General features: G+C 64.8%; 18 protein-coding genes. 8 read left to right on the top strand and 10 right to left on the bottom strand.

All coding sequences use genetic code 11. The annotated features are described in order from the left end of the window. Positions 1-30: 30 nt before the first annotated feature. Positions 31-987, bottom strand: a complete 957-nt coding sequence (gene fmt / locus H3H36_RS10445; RefSeq protein ID WP_182217081.1) for a methionyl-tRNA formyltransferase — start codon at positions 985-987, stop codon at positions 31-33. Positions 988-1,035: 48 nt separating this feature from the next. Continuing rightward, positions 1,036-1,578, bottom strand: a complete 543-nt coding sequence (def, locus tag H3H36_RS10440) for a peptide deformylase (RefSeq protein WP_182217079.1) — start codon at positions 1,576-1,578, stop codon at positions 1,036-1,038. Positions 1,579-1,885: 307 nt separating this feature from the next. On the opposite strand from def, the gene H3H36_RS10435 reads away from it, so the two are divergent. The 4 genes from H3H36_RS10435 (at position 1,886) to H3H36_RS10420 (ending at position 7,577) form a co-directional block, all read left to right on the top strand. Further along, on the top strand, positions 1,886-2,983 hold the full coding sequence (locus H3H36_RS10435) for a LysM peptidoglycan-binding domain-containing protein (RefSeq protein ID WP_182217077.1): 1,098 nt from the start codon (positions 1,886-1,888) through the stop codon (positions 2,981-2,983). Positions 2,984-2,991: 8 nt separating this feature from the next. Beyond that, positions 2,992-4,128, top strand: a complete 1,137-nt coding sequence (gene dprA / locus H3H36_RS10430) for a DNA-processing protein DprA (protein WP_182217074.1) — start codon at positions 2,992-2,994, stop codon at positions 4,126-4,128. Between the two features lie 64 nt (positions 4,129-4,192). Continuing rightward, positions 4,193-4,657, top strand: coding sequence for a Smg family protein (locus H3H36_RS10425; protein WP_182217072.1), 465 nt, complete (start codon positions 4,193-4,195; stop codon positions 4,655-4,657). 220 nt (positions 4,658-4,877) lie between these two features. Next, positions 4,878-7,577: a DNA topoisomerase III gene (locus tag H3H36_RS10420; protein ID WP_182217069.1), complete on the top strand. Its 2,700-nt coding sequence runs from the start codon at positions 4,878-4,880 to the stop codon at positions 7,575-7,577. 87 nt (positions 7,578-7,664) lie between these two features. Here the strand turns inward: H3H36_RS10420 and H3H36_RS10415 are convergent, their stop codons facing one another. Next, positions 7,665-7,940, bottom strand: coding sequence for a high-potential iron-sulfur protein (locus H3H36_RS10415; protein WP_182217066.1), 276 nt, complete (start codon positions 7,938-7,940; stop codon positions 7,665-7,667). Positions 7,941-7,991: 51 nt separating this feature from the next. Continuing rightward, entirely contained in the window at positions 7,992-9,299 is a 1,308-nt protein-coding gene (locus tag H3H36_RS10410) for a cytochrome C (protein ID WP_229219846.1), read from the bottom strand. Positions 9,300-9,579: 280 nt separating this feature from the next. On the opposite strand from H3H36_RS10410, the gene H3H36_RS10405 reads away from it, so the two are divergent. Next, positions 9,580-10,062, top strand: coding sequence for a hypothetical protein (locus H3H36_RS10405; protein WP_182217064.1), 483 nt, complete (start codon positions 9,580-9,582; stop codon positions 10,060-10,062). Between the two features lie 6 nt (positions 10,063-10,068). Here H3H36_RS10405 and H3H36_RS10400 read toward each other — a convergent pair whose 3' ends face one another. From H3H36_RS10400 to H3H36_RS10385, 4 genes are all read right to left on the bottom strand, one after another. Beyond that, positions 10,069-13,644, bottom strand: coding sequence for an ABC transporter permease/M1 family aminopeptidase (locus H3H36_RS10400; RefSeq protein WP_182217061.1), 3,576 nt, complete (start codon positions 13,642-13,644; stop codon positions 10,069-10,071). Positions 13,645-13,653: 9 nt separating this feature from the next. After that, entirely contained in the window at positions 13,654-14,547 is an 894-nt protein-coding gene (locus H3H36_RS10395; protein WP_182217059.1) for an ABC transporter ATP-binding protein, read from the bottom strand. Between the two features lie 262 nt (positions 14,548-14,809). Next, the gene (locus H3H36_RS10390; RefSeq protein WP_182217056.1) at positions 14,810-16,006 is read right to left on the bottom strand and encodes an ABC transporter permease; all 1,197 of its coding nucleotides are present in this window, start codon (positions 16,004-16,006) and stop codon (positions 14,810-14,812) included. Further along, a complete protein-coding gene (locus tag H3H36_RS10385) occupies positions 15,988-16,788 on the bottom strand; it encodes an ABC transporter ATP-binding protein (RefSeq protein ID WP_182217054.1) in 801 nt (266 codons plus the stop codon). The genes H3H36_RS10390 and H3H36_RS10385 overlap by 19 nt, the downstream gene beginning before the upstream one ends. 93 nt (positions 16,789-16,881) lie before the next feature. On the opposite strand from H3H36_RS10385, the gene H3H36_RS10380 reads away from it, so the two are divergent. Together H3H36_RS10380 and coq7 are read left to right on the top strand one after the other, a co-directional pair. Then, positions 16,882-17,313: a hypothetical protein gene (locus H3H36_RS10380; RefSeq protein ID WP_182217052.1), complete on the top strand. Its 432-nt coding sequence runs from the start codon at positions 16,882-16,884 to the stop codon at positions 17,311-17,313. A 73-nt stretch (positions 17,314-17,386) separates the two neighbouring features. Continuing rightward, a complete protein-coding gene (gene coq7, locus H3H36_RS10375) occupies positions 17,387-18,031 on the top strand; it encodes a 2-polyprenyl-3-methyl-6-methoxy-1,4-benzoquinone monooxygenase (protein WP_182217049.1) in 645 nt (214 codons plus the stop codon). Positions 18,032-18,044: 13 nt separating this feature from the next. Here coq7 and H3H36_RS10370 read toward each other — a convergent pair whose 3' ends face one another. Both H3H36_RS10370 and H3H36_RS27525 read right to left on the bottom strand, forming a co-directional pair. After that, positions 18,045-18,470: an OsmC family protein gene (locus H3H36_RS10370; RefSeq protein WP_182217046.1), complete on the bottom strand. Its 426-nt coding sequence runs from the start codon at positions 18,468-18,470 to the stop codon at positions 18,045-18,047. Positions 18,471-18,596: 126 nt separating this feature from the next. Next, complete coding sequence (locus H3H36_RS27525; protein ID WP_182217044.1) at positions 18,597-20,345, bottom strand: methyl-accepting chemotaxis protein; 1,749 nt, start codon at positions 20,343-20,345, stop codon at positions 18,597-18,599. A 445-nt stretch (positions 20,346-20,790) separates the two neighbouring features. Here H3H36_RS27525 and rplM point away from each other — a divergent pair, with 445 nt between their 5' ends. Next, the gene (gene rplM / locus H3H36_RS10360) at positions 20,791-21,219 is read left to right on the top strand and encodes a 50S ribosomal protein L13 (protein ID WP_056157909.1); all 429 of its coding nucleotides are present in this window, start codon (positions 20,791-20,793) and stop codon (positions 21,217-21,219) included. Positions 21,220-21,227: the final 8 nt, after the last annotated feature.

Below are 21,227 nucleotides of genomic sequence, written 5' to 3'. Positions count from 1 at the left end.
CCGTTCAGGCGAGGGAGGAGGAAAGCGGATTCACGCGAAGCGCTGGTCTTCGAGCGGGAAGGCTTTGATGAACTCGGCGGCTGGCATGCGCTTGCCGCCCGGCTTTTGCAGCTCCGTCAACCGCAGCGCGCCGCGGCCGCAGGCGACGATGATGCCGTGCTCTTGATCGGCTGCGATCACATGGCCAGCCGGCGCGGTGCAATCGTGGTCCAGCACCTTGGCGCCCCACAGCTTGACGGTGACGCCGTTCACATTCGCATGCGCGCCGGGGAAGGGGTTGAAAGCGCGGATCTTGCGGCTGATTTCCTCGGCGCTCAAATTGAAGTCCAGCGCCGCTTCATCCTTGCTGATCTTGGCCGCGTAGCACACGCCCGCTTCCGGCTGCGGCACGGCTTCCAGCTTGCCTTGTTCCAGCTTGCGCAGCGCCTGCACGATCATGCTGCCGCCCAGCGCGGCCAGCTTGTCGTGCACCGTGCCCGTCGTGTCGTCGGCGCCGATCGCCACGTGCTCGACCAGCAGCATGGGGCCGGTGTCCAGTCCTTCTTCCATCTGCATGATGGTGATGCCCGTTTCCGCGTCGCCCGCTTCGATGGCGCGGTGGATGGGGGCGGCGCCGCGCCAGCGCGGCAGCAGCGAACCGTGGATATTCAGGCAGGGTTTGATGTCGAGCGTGCTGCGCGGCAGAATCAGGCCGTAGGCCGCCACCACCATGACGTCATACTCGGTGGCCAGCAGGCGTTCGTGGGCCGCCTTCGCCTCGGCCGCGCGTTGCGGGTCCTTCGCATCCATGCGTAATGAGAGCGGTTGCAGCACTTCCATGCCATGCGCGACGGCGTACTGCTTGACGGCCGACGGTTGCAGATGCATGCCGCGCCCGGCCGGACGGTCGGGCTGGGTCAGCACCAGGGGAATCTCAAAGCCCGCCTCGTGCAGCGCTTGCAGGGCCACGGCGGCGAATTCCGGCGTGCCGGCGAAGATCACTTTCATTTTTATTGTTCCTTGGTGATGCGAGCCGCGCCGGGCGGCCGGGAGAAATCAGTAGCGGCGGCCCTGGGCGCGCAGGTTCGCTTCGCGCGCCATGCCGCGCTCTTCCTTCTGCAGCTTGGCCTTGATGCGGTTGCGCTTGAGCGGCGACAGGTATTCAACGAACACCTTGCCTTTCAGGTGGTCCATCTCATGCTGCAGGCACACGGCCAGCAGGCCGTCCGCTTCCACTTCGAACGGCTGGCCCTTGACGTCCAGCGCGCGCACCTTGACGCGGGCGTGGCGTTCCACGCCGTCGTAAATGCCGGGCACGGACAGGCAGCCTTCGTCGTAGACCTGCATCTCGTCGCTGGCCCAGATGATTTCCGGGTTGATGTAGGCCACCAGCGCATCCTTGGTTTCGGAGATGTCGACCAGGATCAGCTGTTCATGCACGTCCACCTGCGAGGCGGCCAGGCCGATGCCGGGCGCGTCGTACATGGTTTCGGCCATGTCGGCCACCAGCTTTTCGAGCCGGGCGTCGAACTGGGTAACGGGCTGGGCGACCTTGTGCAGGCGCGGGTCGGGGTAACGCAGGATATTGAGTATGGACATGCTGACTTTAACTGACTTTAACTAAGCGATTTAATAACTGTGTGATTGCCTTAACAACGGGCGTGGTGTCGCGTGCGGCAAATGGTGTTCCAGCCCCGTCAAAAATGCAACAGCCGCGCCCGCCGCGTGAACGTGGTTTCGCTTGCTAGTTGAGGGTTTTGTGGGCAGAATTTGATTCAGTATGGCAAGCCCAAGGCCAGCCTTCTCGTTCCCCACTGGTCGAAACGGTCATGTATCGCCGCCATGTTTGCCCTGTGGCGGGCCGGCTCCCGGCCCAGCGCCGAGCTGCACTTAACGGACATTATGAATGAAAAATTTTAGCACAGTCGGCACCCGCTTGTTCGTGGCGGCCCTTTTTTCGGCCGCCGCCGCCCTCCCGGCGCACGCCATGAACTGCCAGTTCCGGCCCGACGCGCCGGACCAGCACCTGGTGGTCAAAGGGGACACGTTGTGGGACATTTCCGGCCGTTTCCTGGAAAAGCCCTGGTGCTGGCCGCAAGTGTGGGACTTGAACAAGGAACAGATCCATAATCCGCACTGGATTTATCCGGGCCAGATCATCTGGTTCGACCGCGCCGCCGGCCGCCTGCGCCTCGGCAACAAGATCGAGGCCGGCGACGGCAGCGACGCCAACACGCTGCACCTGTCGCCCCAGGTGCGCACGGAGGGGCTGGGCAAGGACGCCGTGCCGTCCATCCCGTCCGGCGTGATCGAGCCGTTTTTGACCCAGCCCCTGATCATCGAGAACGATGAACTGAACAACGCCCCGCGCATTATCGCCACCCAGGACGGCCACGTGTTCCTGGGCAAGGACGACAAGGCCTATGTGCGCGGCGAGCTGAAGGATGGCACCTCGTTCCAGGCCTTCCGCCCAGGCAACGCGCTGAAGGACCCGGTCACCAAGCAAGTGATCGGCTACGAGGCGTTCTACCTCGGTACGCTCAAGCTGCGCACGCCGGCCAAGGCCGGCAGCGATGTGCACACCTTCACCGTGGCCACGGCCAAGGAGGAAATGGGGGTGGGCGATCAGCTGATGCAGGCGCCGCCCACGCCGATGCGCAACTACGTGCCCCATCCGCCGGAACAGCGGGTGGAAGCGCGGGTGGCGGCCATCTATGGCGGCGTGACCCATGCGGGCCAGAACCAGGTGGTGAGCATTAATCGCGGCAAGCTTGACGGACTCGATATCGGCTCCGTGCTGCAGCTGTACCATACCGGCAGGACCGTCAGCGATCCGGGCGCCAGCAAGGGCTGGCACGGCATGAGCGATCCGCAGGTCAAGCTGCCGGACGAGGAAGTGGGCAGCTTGTTTATCTTCCGTGTGTTCAAGCATATTTCCTATGGCTTGATCATGCAGGTCACGGCGCCGGTGGAAGTGGGCGACGTTGCCCAGTCGCCGGAGTAAGCCGCGCCGTGCAAGCCACGGATACCCAGCCCGCCGCCCCCCCGCCAGCGTCCCCTGCGCCGCTGGCGGACTGGCTGCGCCTGAGCCTGACGCCGCGCGTGGGGCTGCTGACGGCGCACCGCCTGCTCACTGATTTCCCCTCGCCAGGCGCCATCTTCGCCGCCGGCCATGGCGGCCTGCCAGACTGGCTCAACGCCGCCCAGGCGCGCGCGCTGGCCACTGCCACCAGCGGCGAGACGGCCGACGCCGTGGCTGCCGGGCTGGACGCCATTCATGGCTGGCTGCAACAACCATCGCGCCGGGTGCTGGCGCTGGACGACCCCGACTACCCACCCGCGCTGCGGGCCACGCCCGATGCGCCGCTGTTGCTGTATGTGCATGGCCGCACCGAACTGCTGGCGCGCGATGCGCTGGCCATGGTGGGCAGCCGCAACGCCAGCGCCCAGGGTGCCAGCAACGCGACCCGGCTGGCCGAGGCGCTGTCGGCGACGGGGCTGGTGATCGTATCGGGCCTGGCGCTGGGCATCGATGCGGCCGCCCACGAAGGCGGCTTGCGCGGCGAAGGCGGCACGGTGGCCGTGCTGGGCACGGGCGTCGATGTGATCTACCCGCGGCGCAACGCGGGCCTGGCCAGCCGCATCGCCGGGCAAGGCTGCCTGGTCAGCGAATATCCGCTGGGCACGGTGCCGCGCGCGTCCAACTTCCCCAAGCGCAACCGCATCATCAGCGGGCTGGCGCGCGCGGTGCTGGTGGTGGAGGCGGCGGCCGGTTCCGGTTCGCTGATCACGGCCCGGCTGGCGCTGGCGCAGGGGCGCGACGTGTACGCCATCCCCGGTTCCATCCATGCCACGCTGGCCAAGGGTTGCCACATACTAATTAAAGAGGGCGCCCGGCTGGTTGAATCGGCCGACGATGTGCTGGCCGCGCTGGCCGGCCAGCCGCCGGGGGTGGCCGGGGCGGCGCCCGACGACAGCTTCGTCGATCCGCTGCTGGCGGCGCTCGGTGACGATCCCGCCACGCCGGCTTTGCTGGCGCTGCGGCGCGGCCTGGACTTGCCGGCCGTACAGAACCAGTTGCTGGCGCTGGAGCTGGCCGGCCTGGTCGAGCGTTTGCCAGGCGGCATGTTCCAGCGTTGTGGGCGTTAAGCAGTGGCTTGCATGGCCCGTGCGGCACTTGTGCCCGATCTGATTTAACTGATAGAGTAGCGCCATGTTCGACATCCTTGTTTATCTCTACGAGACGTATTACCGTCCCGATGCCTGTCCGGAACCGGAGGCATTGGCCAGGAAACTGTCGGCCGTCGGTTTCGATGACGTCGAGATTTCCGAGGCGCTCGTATGGTTGACGGACTTGACGGCCATGGCCGGCATGGAACAGACCTTGACGGCGGCCTCCACCGGCACCCGTTTCTATGTCGACGAAGAGCAGGACGTGCTGGGCACGGCCGCCATCGGCTTCATCCAGTTCCTGGAATCGGCCAAGGTGCTGTCGCCACTGCAACGCGAGATCGTCATCGAGCGAGCCCTGGCGCTGGACGAAGTGCCCGTCTCGCTGGCCAAGCTCAAGGTCATCGTGCTGATGTTGCTGTGGAGCCAGGGCAAGGAGCCGGACGCGCTGATGTTCGACGACCTGTTCGGTTCCGACGAAGACCAGGCGCCGCGCCTGCTGCACTAGGACGCGCCGGCCACCGCTGCCGTCGCTGGCTTCCATCGTACCGTTCGGGCTGTCGCTGATGTTGCCGCGGCATGCTTGCCCTTTGCGCCGCAAGCCGTTTATTATTGGCGCTTTGACAAGTTGTCAACGTCCGGGCCCGCGAAAATTCAGCCTTTGCCGCATTGCCCATGTATGATGCGCATGCTGTACCCACTCCAGAGTAACTACGAGACAACAAAATATGAGCAAAACCCTCATCATCGCCGAGAAGCCATCTGTCGCGAACGACATCGCGAAGACGCTGGGCGGCTTTACCAAGCACGATGAGTACTTTGAGTCCGACGATTACGTGCTGTCCTCCGCCGTCGGCCATTTGCTGGAAATTGCCGTACCGGAAGAACACGACGTCAAGCGCGGCAAGTGGAGCTTCGCCCACCTGCCCATGATCCCGCCGTATTTCGCGCTCAATCCCATCGCCAAGACGGAAGCGCGGCTCAAGGTGCTCAATAAGCTGATCAAGCGCAAGGACGTCACCACCCTCATCAACGCATGCGACGCGGGCCGCGAAGGTGAGTTGATTTTTCGTTTGATCGCGCAGAACGCCAAGGCCAAGCAGCCCGTCAAGCGGCTGTGGCTGCAATCGATGACGCCGGGCGCCATCCGCGACGGTTTCGCCCATTTGCGCAGCGACGAGGAAATGCTGCCGCTGGCCGACGCGGCCCGTTGCCGTTCGGAAGCGGACTGGCTGATCGGCATCAACGGCACCCGCGCCATGACGGCCTTCAACTCGAAGGAGGGCGGCTTCTACCTGACCACCGTGGGCCGGGTCCAGACCCCGACCTTGTCGATCGTCGTCGAGCGCGAGGACAAGATCAAGAAATTCGTGCCGCGCGACTTCTGGGAAGTGCGCGCGCAGTTCGTGTGCGCGGCCGGCGTGTATGAAGGCCGCTGGCTCGACACCAAGTTCAAGAAGGACGACAGCGACCCCGAGAAGAAGGCCGAGCGGCTGTGGAGCAAGGCCGCGGCCGACTCCATCGCCATGGCCTGCGTGGGCAAGCAGGGCAAGGTGACCGAGGAGGCCAAGCCGACCACCTCGATGGCGCCGGCCCTGTTCGACCTGACCAGCTTGCAGCGCGAAGCGAACTCGCGCTTTGGCTTCTCGGCCAAGAACACGCTGGGCCTGGCCCAGGCCCTGTACGAAAAGCACAAGGTGCTGACCTACCCCCGTACCGATTCGCGCCACCTGCCGGAAGACTACATGCCGACCGTGATGCAGGCGCTGGAAGTGGTCAAGGAGAATCCGAACTACCACCAGTTCGCCAAGCAGATCCTGGACAAGGGCTGGGTCAAGCCGAACAAGCGCATCTTCGACAACGCCAAGATTTCGGACCACTTCGCCATCATCCCGACCACGATCGCGCCCAAGAACCTGTCCGAGCCCGAGCAGAAGCTGTACGACCTGGTCACGCGCCGCTTCATGGCCGTGTTCTTCCCGCCGGCCGAGTTCCAGGTGACGACGCGCTACACGGAAGTGTCGGGCCACCAGTTCAAGACCGAAGGCAAGGTGATGACCAATCCGGGCTGGCTGGCCATCTACGGCAAGGAAGCGTCGACCGACGAGGACAAGGCCGATAGCACGGGCGGCAACCTGGTGCCGGTGGCCAAGGGCGAGAACGTGCACACCGACAAGGTCACGGCCAACGGCCTGGTCACCAAGCCGCCCGCCCGCTACACGGAAGCGACGCTGCTGTCGGCCATGGAAGGGGCCGGCAAGCTGGTGGAGGACGACGAGCTGCGCGACGCCATGGCCGGCAAGGGCCTGGGCACGCCAGCCACGCGCGCGGCCACCATCGAAGGCTTGTTGACGGAACGTTACCTGGTGCGCGAAGGCCGGGAGCTGATCCCCACCGCCAAGGCGTCGCAACTGATGACCTTGCTGCGCGGCCTGGGCGTGAACGAACTGACGGCGCCCGAGCTGACGGGCGAATGGGAATACAAGCTGTCGCAAATGGAAAAGGGCAAGATCTCGCGCGAGGAATTCATGCGCGAAATCGCCCAGATGACCCAGATCATCGTCAAGCGCGCCAAGGAATACGACAACGAGACCATCCCCGGCGACTACCACACCATGCGCACGCCCTGCCCGAACTGCGGCGGCGTGGTCAAGGAAAACTACCGCCGCTTCGCGTGCACCAAGTGCGACTTCTCGATGAGCAAGACGCCGGGCAGCCGCCAGTTCGAGATCGAGGAAGTGGAAGAACTGCTCAAGAACCGCACCATCGGTCCGCTGCAAGGCTTCCGCTCCAAGATGGGCCGGCCGTTCGCCGCCATCCTGCGCATCGTGCGCGACGAGGACATCAACAACTTCAAGCTGGAATTCGATTTCGGCCAGAACGATGAAGCCGGCGAAGATGGCGAGGGCGTGGACTTCACCGGCCAGACCCCGCTCGGTCCGTGCCCGAAATGCGCGGCCGGCGTGTACGAGATGGGCCTGGCCTATGTGTGCGAGCACAGCGTGGCCAAGCCCAAGACCTGCGACTTCCGCAGTGGCCGCATCATCCTGCAGCAGGAAATCCTGCCCGAGCAGATGGCCAAGCTGCTCAACGACGGCAAGACGGACTTGCTGCCGGGCTTTATCTCGCAGCGCACGCGGCGGCCGTTCAAGGCGTTCCTGGTCAGGGGCAAGGATGGCAAGATCAGCTTCGAGTTCGAGGAACGCAAGGCCAAGCCCGGTGCCAAGGCCAAGGCCGGCGCGGTAGCGGAGGACGGCGCGGACGGTGCGGCGGGCGCGGACGAAGCGGCGGCACCGGCCAAGGCGGCCAAGGCGCCGGCCAAGAAGGCCAGCGCCACCAAGGCCAAGGCGCCCGCCAAGCGGGCCACAGCCGTCAAGGCGCCGGCCAAGAAGGCCGTAACCAAGAAGACGGCAGCGGCGGCGGAATAAAGCGAAACCGGGACCTCAGTGTCCCGGTTTTTTTTTCGCGCCAGGGCGAATGGAGCCCGCAAATGGGGACCTGGCACGTTTGACGGTTTAGCGTGGCGAGAACGCGATGCACCAGCCGTCCGGATTGATGGCGCCGCTGATGACGCGGCAACTGCCCGGTGCTCCGTCCGGGCCCGGCTGGAATGCGGCGCACTGGGCGCAGCGCAGGCCATCCTGCGGATGGTCCTGGTACTGGAAGTCCGATTTGGCGCCGTTGCCCGCCAATGCCACGCGGGGGCGCGCCAGGCCACCGGCCGCCGCCAGTGCGGCCAATGCCAGCGCGCCGCGCAAAGCCCGGCGCCGGGATAGTGTTTGCTTGGTCATGGTGGAGTCTCCCTTCCTGTCTGATATATACCGTTTATACCGTTTTTAAAATCAAAACATCAGCCACAGCATCAGGTATAAGGCGTTGTTGTCGCGCGCGTTGCGGCCCTGGCCGTCGTAGTTGGTGGCGGCGCCGTTGAACCTGTTGTAGCGCGTGTATTGCAGCATGAAGCGCACGTCGCGCCGGGGCAGGTAGTCGAATTCCCACAAATAGCCGGCGCTGTTGGGGCTGCCCGTGGCGCTGCCGGTGACCGGCTCGCCCGTGTTGTACAGCGCGTCGTCGGCCGTGCCCCGGGTGGCGAAGCGGCCCACGCTGAAACCGTATTTCCTGTCGAAATAGTAGGTGGCCTTGGCCCGCAGGCTGTGCAAGTCATTGCTGGCGTTGCTGGCCGCGCCGATGCGCGCCCGCTCGCGCACGTAGTTCAGCTGGGCCGACACGCGGTGCCGGTCCGTGATGTACTGGTACTGGGCGTCAAAGCCGAGGTCGCGGTAATGGTCGGTGGGGCCGCTGCGCACCGTGTTGTCGGGATAGCGGTCCAGCACCAGGCCGTAGGCGCCCACCATGGCCGAGTGGTGCGCATGGTCCCAGTCGTGTTGCAGGGCCAGCCGCCAGTAGGGCGGATAGCCTTTCAGAGCGGCATCTTCCGCATGGTCCGTGCCCAGGCGCAGCGGCGAGAACAGGCCGTCGGCCGTGCGGTAGAAACTGAGCTCGCCGTACACGGTGTCGCGCCACAGGGCGTAGGCGCCCAGGCCCGCCACCTGCTGGCCCAGGCTTTCGATGGCCGTGGCCGCGTTGGGCGCGGCCGCCACCGGCGAGCTGGCGTATGGAAAGCCCCAGGCCGGCCCCGTGTTGTAGACATCCTGCACGGTGGGGTTGTTGTGCAGCGTGAAGCCGTACACCAGCTTGCTGCTGCCCTGGCCCGCGTGGTTGGCATAGCGCAGGTCGACATTGTCGATGCTGCCGTGGTGTTCCACGCCGTCGTAGCTGTACTGGGAGAACAGGCCCACGTGGTCGGCCAGTTTGCCCGACAGGAAAACACTGGCCTGCTGCAGCGTCGCCTGCCGGTCCTTGGGAAAGCTGTCGGCCACACGCGGATCGACACTGGCGGTGGACGTGGCCGAAGCCTGCACCATGCCCGCCAGCGGCAGGCGCAGCCGGTCGCCCAGCGTGTAGCCATTGAGCTTGAACTGGCGGCCGGTGGGGGTGAGTTCGGGCCAGCTCAGGTGGCAGGTCATGCAATCGAGGCCGGTCTGGCGGGCAAAGCTGGGGACGGCCTGTGCCACGTTGGCCAGGCAAGCGAGCGCCGCGACGGCGAGCACGGTGCGGCAACGGGACCATTGATGCGGGCGGTTGTGCATGGTGGCATCCTATGAACGATATGGCAGGGGAACGATGCCCGTTGATGCCAGGGTGGCGCCACATTGTTCAAGTGCGATCGCCTGGCCTCGGGCATACCAAAGCGAGCCGATCAATTGTGGAGGGGCAGATTGGAAGCCGCTTGATCTATCGCAAACTCCAGGTCGATCAAGCGCGCCAGTGAGTTGTCCTTTGCCAAGGCAAGGCTTGCCTGACAGCACTTGCGGGCACTTGCGTGCGGTGGCCGCGCCTCCTATAGTGAAGTGATCAGGAGAGCCAGCCATGACCGTCGCGCTCAATTCCGTTCGCTATCCGTCACCGTATCAGACCTATGTGCCGCCGGCGCAGACCAACGGCGCGGCGGGGTTGCCCGACGCCGCCGTCGCCTTGTCGGCGCAGCAAGCCGTGGTGGCCTCGCTGGGCGGCTCGACGGGCGTGACCGTCTACACGCCCAGCGGCCTGCTGGAATCGCTGCAGCAGGCCGGCATCCTGGCGCAACCGGCCACCGTGCCTGTGCCGGGCAGCAATACGGCGAACCTGGCCCAGCAGGCGCTCGAGCTCGGGGTGATCGGCACGTTGACCGGCACCAGCACCACGGCTACCTCCGGCATCTACAACGGCAACGGCGTGCTGGCGGGGTTGCCGTCCACGCAGGCATCGACCAACTGGGCGGACTTGCTCAAGACCAACCCTTCGCTGGCCGGCGCCGTGGTCCAGGCTTCCGTCAGTTCCAGCCTGCTGAGCACCTTGTTCGCAACGGCCTGAGCCGGGCTAGCGGGCCTCCATTTCCACGTTGATCATGTTGTCGTCCGGCTTGCGGTCGATCAGCTTGTTGTCGGGATCGATGCCGGCGCGGGCCGGGCGGCCCTGCACCAGCAGCGTGTAGCGGTTGTCCTTGCGCTCCATGCGCACGCGCTGGCGCAGCAGCGGGTTGCCGTTGCCGTCGTCCACGCCGATGTCGATCCAGTCGTGCAGCGGCACGTCCCGCTCGGCGCCCTGTGCGTCGGCCCGCACCTTGGCCGCGCTGACGGCCAGTTGCACTGCGTAGCGGCCATCGGCCAGCTTGCGCGCCGTAGCCGACACGGCATGGTTTTCGTACAGCACGATCTGCTCGAACAAATCGTCGATCAGGTAGGCGTGCTCGGGCGGGGTGATGCGGCGCAGCGCGTCCACCAGCACGGTCACGCCAGGGTAGGGGCCGCTACGCTTGCCATACTCGGCCAGCAGCGTGCGCAGCGCGGCGTTGACGCGCGCCTCGCCGATCCGGTCCTGCAGCAGATACATGGCCAGGCTGCCCTTGTTGTAGTGGATGTAGTCCTGGTGCTCATTTTCGGCCAGCGGCAATTCCTTCTTGCGTTCCAGCGCGCGGCCCAGCAAGTATTTGTTGAGATCGTAACGCAGGAAGCGGCGCATCTTGCCGGCCCCGTAGCGCTGCTGCATCACCATCAGCGCCGAGTATTCGGCCAGCGTTTCGCTCAGCGCGCTGGCGCCGCGCGCATTGCCTCCGACGAGCTGGTGGCCCCACCACTGGTGCGCCACTTCATGGGCGCTCACGTAGAACGGGTAATCGATGTCCTTGGGATTGCTGTCGTCCACCTTGGCGATGAAGCCCACGCTTTCCGAGAACGGGATCGTGTTCGGGTACGATTGCGCGAACGCGGCGAAGCGGGGGAATTCCACCACGCGCAGCACCTTGAACTGGTAGGGGCCGAAATTGCGGGTGCAGTAGTCGAGCCCGTCCTTGAGGCCGTGGGCGATGCGCTCGAGGTTGAATTCGTGGCCGCGATGGTAGTACAGCTCGATGCCCACGTCCTGCCACCAGTCGCGCCGCACCTGGTAGCGGGCCGATTGCACGGCGTAGAAGTTCAGCATGGGCTGGTCCATCTTGTAATGGAAGTAGTGGCGCCCGTTGGCGCGCCAGTCTTTTTCCAGCGTGCCCGGGGCGATGGCGGTCTGGTCGGCGCTGGTGCTGACGGTGGCGTCGAAGTTGATCCAGTCGGCGTCGTTGCTCACTTCATTGTTGGCCAGGCCGCGCGGGTCGTCGCGCGCCAGCATGCGCTCGCGCGCGGGCAGGTCGTGACGGCGGCGGTCGCGCGCATCGTCGAGCTCGGCCCGCTGCTGGTAGCCGATGTGGGGCAGCACGTCGTTGTTGAAGAAGGTGCCGTTGGCCGCCACCGGCGTCTCCTGGCCCAGGCCGAGGATGCCCTTGGGCGCGAATTCCAGCTCGAATTCGAGCGCCAGTTCCGCGCCCGGCGCCAGCGGCGTGGCCAGCTGGTAGCTGTAGAAACCCAGTTCCGTATCGCGCAGGCCGGCCCGCACGGGCTGGCTGAAGCGCATGGCGCGGATGGTGGCCGTCATGTCCTGCTGCACCAGCACGGTGGCGATGGCTTGTTGGCTACGGTTGCGCAGCAGGTAGCGGCCCTTGGCCAGCAGCCGGCGCTGTTCCGGCATGATGTCCAGGTTCAGCGTCACGTCCGTGATGCGGGGCTGGGGCAGGGCGGCGAACTTCTGGTACTGGCGCTCGTAGCGGGCCCGCTGTTGCTCCTTGCCCCAGGTCGAATGGTATTCATTGGCGATGTGCATGTTGTAGAACAGCACGCCGCCGGCGCCGCCGAACACCAGCAAGCCGAGCGCCAATGTACGCAGCACGGGGGCGGTCAGGCCGTGGCGCGCCAGTTGCAGCCGCTGGCGCCATTCGGCATTGGTGCCACGGGCCCAGAACAGCAGCGACAGCACCACCAGCACGATGGCCGCGCCGCCCCAGTACAGGTCGAACCACCATGCGCGTGCCAGCGCGTGGCCGTAACCGTTCAGGGCCGAGTAGGTGAGGGTGGGGGTGATACCGTACAGCAGCATCGGATGGTCGAGACCGATGGAACTGAGCGTGATGGTCGCCAGGTAATACACGATCATGGCGAAGTAGCCCAGGTATTTGTGGTTGAGCAGCACTTGCAGCGTGATGGCCAGCACCGCCACCAGCGCATAGCCGGGCAGCTGGATCAGGAACAATTGGAACAGGTACAGGCCCGGTTCGAGCAGGAAATAACCCTTGAAGATCTGGATCGACATGCCGCACAGCATGACCACCACCAGCAGCAACGCTTGCAGGCCCACCAGCGCGATCAGCTTGGCCATCAGCGGCAGCCAGCTCGGGATGGGCAGCGCGTCCAGCATCTGCGCCATGCGCGCCTCGCGTTCGCGCCACACCAGTTCGCCCGCGTAGAAGGTGGTGATGATCAGCATGAACAGCGCGAACATGCTGGAGACGGCATCGAGCACCATGTAGGTGACCGGATAGGTGTTGGTGCCGAACATGGAGCCGAGGTCGATCGCGCTCGCGTACATCATCAGCACGCCAGCCAGCACGATGACGAGGAAATAGATGTTCTTGGTGGTCTCGCGCAGGTTCAGCCAGCTCATGCGCGCCAGCAGCAGGCCCAGGTTGCGGGCCGCGAAATCGGGCCGTTCTTCCAAGGCTGCCGATACGGGCGCGGCGGGCGGCGCGGCTTCCTTGTCGGCGCGCCGGTCGGCGCCGCTGTCGACGCTGGCGATGAAGTGGAAGCGCCAGTAGCCCAGCAGCAGCGCCGCCGCGCCCAGGCCGCACCAGATCGTGCGGTTGAGCAGGAACACCCCTTCCAGCCACACCATGCGCGTGTTGCGTTCGGCAATGGGCCAGTATTCGGTGAGGCGGATGATGGCCGTGGTGCCGAACGGGTCGATCAGCGCCGCCAGGGTCTTGTAGTCGAGGTCGCGCGCCAGGTCGGGCGCAACGATGTAGCCGATCAGCATGACGACGCTGCTGATGTAGACGGGCAGCATGCGCCGCGTGAGCGCGGCCAGGATGAAGAACACGGCGCCGAAGATGAAGATGTCGGGCAGCATCACGCTCACATACGGCATCAGGTAGGCCAGCACGCCCGGATGGCCCAGCCGTTCAAGGTCGATGCCGGGCAAGTAGGTGCCCAGCCAGGCACCCAGTGGCAGGCTGGTGAAGATCACGGCCAGGCTCAGGAAGGCGCCCAGGAAGCGGCCAAAGATGTACTGGTGCTTGCCGATGGGCGCGCTGAAGAAGAAGTGGTGCATGTCATATTCGAAATCCTGCTGCACCGAGCGGCCCATCATGGCCGCCATCACGATCACGCCCAGCGAGCCCAGGTAGCTGACGGTGATCATCACCGAGCGCGGCGCGTTGATGGCCACGCTGCCGAACGAGACCACGGCGGCCTTGAACACGCCGCCGGCGGCGGCCATCCACAGCAGGGCCAGCAGCAGGAACATGCCGAAATAGACCCAGGTCGACAGCAGCTTGAGCCGCTGGCGCGCCTCGAACAGGGCGATGGCTAGCATGGGACGACCTTAGGCACAGGGTTGCGCGGCGCGGTGGCGGCCGGCGATGGTGGCGAAATACACGTCCTCCAGGTCGCCGATGGCTTCCTCGAAGCCGTCGCCCGGATCGTCCTCGCTGTAGACGTGGATCAAGGTGCGGCCCGACAGCAGGCGCGAGGAAATGACAGGGTGGCGCAGCTGGAACGAGGGCAGGTCGCGCTTGTCGATGAAGCGCACCCAGATCTTGTCGCTGACCTCGTCGATCAGCTGCTGGGTCGGGCCGCACAGCAGCACGTGGCCGTGGTTGATGATGGCCATGTTGGCGCACAGGTCGGCCACGTCGCTGACGATGTGGGTCGACAACAGTACGGTGCGGTCGTCGCCGATGTCCGACAGCAGGTTGTGGAAGCGCACCCGTTCCTGCGGGTCCAGGCCGGCCGTCGGTTCATCGACGATGATCAGGCGCGGATCGCCCAGCAGCGCCTGGGCGATGCCGAAGCGTTGCCGCATGCCGCCCGAGAAACCGCCCAGGCGCTGGTGGCGCACGTCGTACAGATTGGTTTGCTGCAATAATCCTTCCACCACTTCGCGGCGCCGGCCCCGCTGCGACAAGCCCTTGAGCACGGCGAAGTGGTCCAGCAATTCGTAGGCCGTCACCTTCGGGTACAGGCCGAAGTCCTGCGGCAGGTAGCCCAGCAGGCGGCGGATTTCATCCTTTTCATCGAGCACATCGTATTCGCCGAAGAACACGGAACCGCTGTCGCATTCCTGCAAGGTGGCCAGCGTGCGCATCAAGGTCGACTTGCCGGCGCCGTTGGGGCCGAGCAGGCCGAACATCCCGGCCGGGATCGTGAGCGAAATATTATCCAGCGCCACCACGCCGTTGGCGTAGGTCTTGGATAAGTTGCTGATGCGCAATTCCATTGTGACTCCTGTCCTGGTTCTGTAACGGCCGGTTGGCGTCATTGCAGAACGAATAAGCACTTTTTACATGGTGCATTGTATTGAATTTGCGACAGCCGCGGGGGGCGATTGCGACAGGCGGCGCGAAGGATGCGCCAGAGTGCGCAAACGGCGCACTGGAACGCGGGCCGTCCGGCGGGGCGCGCGGGCCGCCTTAGAAGGCGTTTCAAAATGGACGTGGCCAGGCGCTGCAACGACGCCACGGTCATGTTGAAACGTCTTCTTAATTGCGGAACAATACCTGTTCGCGATTGAACCACCAGCGGCACAGGGCCAGCATGGCGCCGGCCGTCACCGTGGTCGACAGCAGGATCACGGAAAACATGCGGTAATCCATGGTGCCCTTGACCAGTTCCTTCATGGCCAGCGACACATTGGTCAGCGGCACCATGGCCCAGAACCAGTTCATTTCCACCCCCGGCAGCAAAGCCACGATGGTGGGCAGGATGGTGACGATGATCAAGGGCGAGATCAGGCCGGCCGCTTCCTTGTAGCTCTTGGCGTAGACGGAGATGGCCAGCAGGATGGAGGCGAAGATGGCGGCCGTGGGGATCAGCATCAGCGCCACCATGGCCAGGTCGGCCACGCCGATGGCGTGCAGCATCATGGCCAGGTTGCCTTCGATGGCGTGGCCGAAGAAAAACAGCAGCAAGCCCAGGCTGGCCACCATCAGCAGCGCCGACGTCAGGCCGATCGTAAACAGCACCAGGAACTTGGCCACCACGATGGCCGAGCGCGGCACGGGCGCCAGCAGCAGCGTTTCCAGCGTGCCCCGTTCCTTTTCGCCGGCGGCCGTGTCGATGGCCGGGTACATGGCCGCCATCAGGCACACCATCAACAGGATGTAGGGCAAAAAGCCGCCGAACAGGGCGCCCATCTGCTCGCGCTTGTCGGCCGTGGAATGTTCTTCCAGCTTGATCGGATCGAGCGCGAAGCGCAGCTGGTTCTGGCTCAGGCCCAGGGCCAGCAACACCTGTTCGCGCAGTGCGCTGTTCTGGGCGTGGATCACGGCCATCACGCGCTTGCGGGTGACGTCGATCGGTGTGGCGTTGTTGTAGTGCAGGGCGACGGCCGCTTGCTGCTGGCGCGCCAGCTGGTCGTCGAAGCCGTCCGGAATCACCAGGGCGAACTTGATGCGGTCGTCCGCGATGGCGGCCTTGATCTGGTCCGGCCCGGCCAGCTTCACTTCGCGGAAGCCCTTCTCGCGCGCGAAGCGGGCGCTGAGCTGGGGCGCGTTTTGCTGGCCGAAAATGCTGTAGGTCATCTCCGCCGTGTTGGCGTGGCGGAACATGGAGGAGGACAGGTAGCCAAAGCCGGTGAAGATCAGCGGCATGGCGAAGATGGGGATGAAGACGGTGAAGATGAAGGTCTTGCGGTCGCGCACCAGTTCCAGCATTTCCTTCAGGTAGATGGTCCACATGGCGCGCCCCCGTGGTTGATGACGCTGATGAAGGCGTCGTACAGGTCGGCGCTGCCGCCCAGGTGGCGTAGTTGCTTCGTGGTGCCGTGGAAGGCCGTCTTGCCGTGGTTGATGATGCAGACCCGGTCGCACAGCTTTTCCACCTCGTGCAGGTGGTGGGTGGAAAAAATCAGCGGGATGTGCAGCGCCTTGTAGCTGGCGATGAAGTCGAGCAGGATCTTGGACGACATCACGTCCAGCCCCGTGGTGGGTTCGTCCAGGATGACGATTTGCGGCTCGTGCACGACGGTGCGGGCGATGGCGCATTTCTGCTTCATGCCGCTGGAAAGCTGGTCGGCCCGCTTGTTGCCGAATTCATGCATGTGCAGCAGGTCGAACAGTTCGTCGCAGCGGCGCTTCAGGTAGGGCGGGCTCATGCCGTGCAGGCGGCCGAAGTATTCGATGTTCTCGCGCGCCGTCAGGCGCCCGTACAGGCCGGTGGTGCCGGACAGGAAGCCGATGCGCTGGCGCGCGGCCAGCGGGTCGGCCAGCAAGTCCTCGCCGTTGGCCATGACGCTGCCGGCATCGGGCTTGAGGGCCGTCGACAGCAGGCGCAAGGTGGTGGTCTTGCCGGCGCCATTCGGGCCGAGCAGGCCCAGCACCTCGCCGGGCGCGCAGCGGAAGCTGACGTCGCGCACGGCATGGAACCAGCCGTCATGTTCGCGCGGATCATGCAGCTGGTACGGTGTGCCTTTGTGCGACGGCAGGCGGAAACGCTTGGCCAGGCCCTTTACCTCGATCATCGGGCGTTCCTCATGACTCGGTAAGGTAGGGTAGCACGCAAAAATTCTGGCGTGCAAGGCACAAGCGCGGAATTGCTTGCTATAGTCTGCCCCATGAATCCGCAACTGCAGCAAAACATCCTGGCCGTGACCCGTTGCGGCACCAGCAAGAGCGAGGGCACCGGTTTTTTCCGCGTGGCCACGGGCCTCTGTTACCTGGCCAGCCTGATGACCAAGGAAAAGCTGGATTTCAAGCAGATCGACCGCGCCTACAACCGTTTCATCTACCACAGCATCGGCCGCGGGCACAGCATCACCAGCGTGCTGCAATTCATGAGCGGGGAGAACGTGGTGCGGGTGGTCGAATCCAGGCGCTTCCTTGAGGCATTCGCCAGGCATTGCCCCGAAGTGCCGGTAGAGAGCATTCCCTTCCTGCTGGGCCTGAACCTGGGCGTGGCCAAGGACATCTCCGGCATCGACGTGCGCGGCCCGGTGGCCGACTACATCGAGCGCCAGCGCCAGTTGCGCGAGGAAGCCGAGACCTGAGCCCCGCCCGCCGGGCGCCATCTTCCCGTGATCGTCCTATAATGGCGCTTTCCGAACGATTGCGATTATGACCATGGCAGCGAACCGTTATCACCATCCCCTGGACCGTTTCATCGCCGGCGCCGACAAGGCGTTGCGCGTGATCACTGGCGTGGCGTCCGCCTCGCGCCCCACGCCGGGCGCGCACGCGGCCGACGCCGTGCTGAGCGAGGCCGAGCAGCGCCACAGCGCCGGCCTGATGCGCGTCAACCATGTGGGGGAAGTGTGCGCCCAGGCCCTGTACGACGCGCAAGCCCGCTACGCCCACGGCGACGCCATGCGGGCCCAGTTCGAGCAGGCTGGGCGGGAGGAAGAGGATCACCTGGCGTGGACCGCGCAGCGGTTGGCCGAGCTTGGTTCGCAGCCGAGCGTGCTCAACCCGCTGTTCTACGCGGGCGCGTATGCGCTGGGCACGGTGGCGGCCTATCTGGGCGACGCGCGCAGCCTGGGTTTTGTGGTGGAAACGGAACGCCAGGTGGAAGCGCACCTGGCCAGCCATCTGGAAAAACTGCCGCCGCAGGACGCCAAGTCGCGCGCCATCGTCGAGCAGATGCGCGTCGATGAAGTGGCGCACGGGGCGGCGGCCCAGGCGCTGGGCGCCATCGAGCCGCCCGTGCCCGTCAAGCTGGCCATGACGGCCATGGCCAAGGTCATGACCGGCAGCGCCTACTACTTGTAACGCACAGCCGACGTCAGGCGACGTCGACGATCTCGAACGAGTGGGTGATCTCGGCCGTCTTGCCCAGCATGATGGAAGCCGAGCAATATTTTTCGTGCGACAGCTTGATCGCCCGTTCCACCGAGGCCGGCTTGAGGTTCTTGCCGGTCACGGTGAAGTGGAAATTGATCTTGGTAAAGACCTTCGGTTCCGTGTCGGCCCGTTCGGCCTTCAGCGTGCATTCGCAGCCGCGCACGTCCTCGCGGCCTTTTTTCAGGATCAGCACCACGTCATAGGCGGTGCAGCCGCCCGTGCCCAGCAGCACCATTTCCATGGGACGCGGCGCCAGGTTGTGGCCGCCGCCCTCGGGCGCGCCATCCATGTTGACCAGGTGGCCGGAGCCCGTCTGTGCCAAAAAACTCATGCCCGAGGGGCCGTTCCAACTGACTTTGCATTCCATTGCACTCTCCGTAAGAAAATCTTGCGGCTATTGTAATGGGAGGCGGGCGGCTTTGCCTAAGCGGCCGTTGCAACATGACGGCAGCGTCGCGTGGGCCGGCGCGGCCGGCCTGCAAGCGCTTTCGTCTCAGAACGTTTCCCATTCGCCGTGATCGGGCATCACGCCGGTCCTGGCATGCGCCAGCTTGACCGGTGGCCGCGCCGGGCGCCGGGCCGGCGCGGCGGCGGGACGCGCCAATGGCAGCGGTTTGGCGGCCTGGGCGGCTGCGCGGGCTGGCAGGGACGTGACGCTTGCCGTGGCGGTGCCCGCGCCTTGATGCAGCTGGAACACGGCGACCGCCTGCAGCAAGTCCTGCGCCTGGCCGTTGAGCGCGGTGGCCGCCGCCGCCATCTCCTCCACCAGCGCCGCGTTCTGCTGGGTGTTCTCGTCCAGTTGGGTGAGCGCTTCGCCCACCTGGGTCACGCCCGTGCTCTGCTCCACGCTGGCCGAGCTGATCTCGGCCATGATGTCGGTCACGTGCTGGATGGCGGTGACGACTTCGTTCATGGTGGCGCCGGCCTGGTCCACCAGCGCCGCGCCTTGCTCGACCCGTTCCACGCTGTTGTTGATGAGGTCCTTGATCTCCCTGGCGGCGGCCGCGCTGCGGCTGGCCAGGTTGCGCACCTCGCTGGCGACGACGGCGAAGCCGCGGCCCTGTTCGCCGGCCCGGGCCGCCTCGACGGCCGCGTTCAGGGCCAGGATATTGGTCTGGAACGCAATGCCATCGATCACGCTGATGATGTCGGAAATTTTCTGGCTGGAGGTGCTGATCTCCTTCATGGTGTCGATCACTTGGGCCACCACGGCGCCGCCCTGGGCCGCCACGCCGGACGCGTTTTGCGCCAGCTGGTTGGCCTGGCGGGCGTTGTCGGCATTCTGGTTGACGGTGGAGCTCAGCTCTTCCATGCTGGCCGCCGTCTGTTCCAGCGCGCTGGCCTGCGATTCGGTGCGTCCGCTCAAGTCCTGGTTGCCCTGGGCGATCTGGGTACTGGCCGACACCACCGATTCGCTGCCCTGGCGCACGCTGGACACCACGGTGATCAGCGATTGCTGCATGCGGCCGATGGCGGCCATCACGCTGCGCGTGTCGCCGCTGCGCAGGTGCAGGCTGGAAGTCAGGTCACCGTCGGCCACCCGGCCCACCACCTGGGATAACTCAGCCGGTTCTGCGCCGAGCTGGCGGGTGATGGCGCGCGCGATGGACCAGGCCAGGAACAGGCCCAGCAAGGTCGCCGACACGGCGATGACCCACACCAGGCGAGCGCCGGAGGCGACGGACTCATTAGCCTGTTCGCCGATGTCCTTGGCCAGCCCTTGCTGGAAGGCCAGAAATTCGTCGACTGCCTTGAACAGCGCGTTTTGCTTGCCCCGCAGATCGCCGATGATGATGGCGGTGGCGGCCTGCGCATCCTCGGGCTTGCCCGTCAGGCCAAGCTTGATGGACTCGTCCAGGCGCTGGTTGTAGGCGGGCCTGGCCTCGTTGATCGCGTTGAGCAGTTCCAGTCCCCGCGCCAGGTTGACGGTCTTGCCCAGCTCATCGAGGATGGCCCTGTTCCTCGCTTGCAGCGGGGGGATTTTATCGGCCTCGACCTGGGCGTCCTTGACGTCGGCGATCAAGGCGACGTTGCGGTTGGCGCGGGCGATGGCGTTCAGGTTGTCCTTCAACTCGGTGAGTTGGCGCATCTTCACCATGCGGTTGCCGACCAGTTCGCCGATCCCGTCGTTAAGCGTGTTCAATCGCCAGAGCGCCGTGGCGCTGACCACCATCAAGGCCAGGATCAGCAGGCCGAAACCGATGGCGAGCCGCGAACTGACTTTTAGATTCTCGAATTTCATCGCATTGTCTCCCTGATTGCTTCTAGGTGTAGTTGACCACGCTGAGGCGTGTTTTTTTGCCGGTGCCTGGTGGCCGGCTATGCCAGAACGCCAGCAGGCCAGGAGGTCGGCGGCCGGTGGCGGTGGATGAAGATGCACGACTGGGTCGCAGCGTGCTGTAATTTCCATGTGGAAACTATATGGGAAGCTTACCTGATAATTGCAGACCCGTAAGACTGATGTGCGACAATCGGTTGCATTTTGTCGACAAATGGTCGAAATAGCATGTTTCTTGCCCGCGCCGCGCCGGCCATGATGCATGCGGGCCGCTTGACCCGGCCGTCGTTCGGCGGTTATAATTGCCGGCTTTCCGTTCGCTCAGGAAAGAATCAACAAAAAGGCCGAGTCCGCTGAAGTCATGGCGGAACCACCATATGAGCGTGTGTAATTCATTTAGGAAGTCAACATGAAAACTTTTTCCGCTAAAGGACATGAAGTCCAGCGCGACTGGTTCGTGATTGACGCGACGGACAAAGTCCTCGGACGTGTTGCCAGCGAAGTGGCACTCCGACTGCGCGGCAAACACAAGCCAGAATTTACTCCTCACGTCGATACCGGCGATTTCATCGTCATCATCAACGCAGGCAAACTGCGCGTGACCGGCACCAAGGCCACCGAGAAGACCTACTACCGTCACTCGGGCTATCCAGGCGGCATCTACGAAACCAACTTCCTGAAAATGCAACAGCGTTTCCCAGGTCGCGCGCTGGAAAAAGCGGTCAAGGGCATGCTGCCTAAAGGTCCGCTGGGCTACGCCATGATCAAGAAGCTGAAAGTGTACGCCGAAGGTTCGCACCCGCACGCTGCTCAGCAACCCAAAGCACTCGAAATCTAAGGAACTGA

The sequence above is a fragment of the Rugamonas fusca genome, from assembly GCF_014042365.1.
In the GTDB taxonomy this organism is placed as follows: Bacteria; Pseudomonadota; Gammaproteobacteria; order Burkholderiales; family Burkholderiaceae_D; genus Rugamonas; species Rugamonas fusca.
Note: the sequence above shows the minus strand (reverse complement) of the source record. Positions and strands in the feature narration are given on the sequence as shown.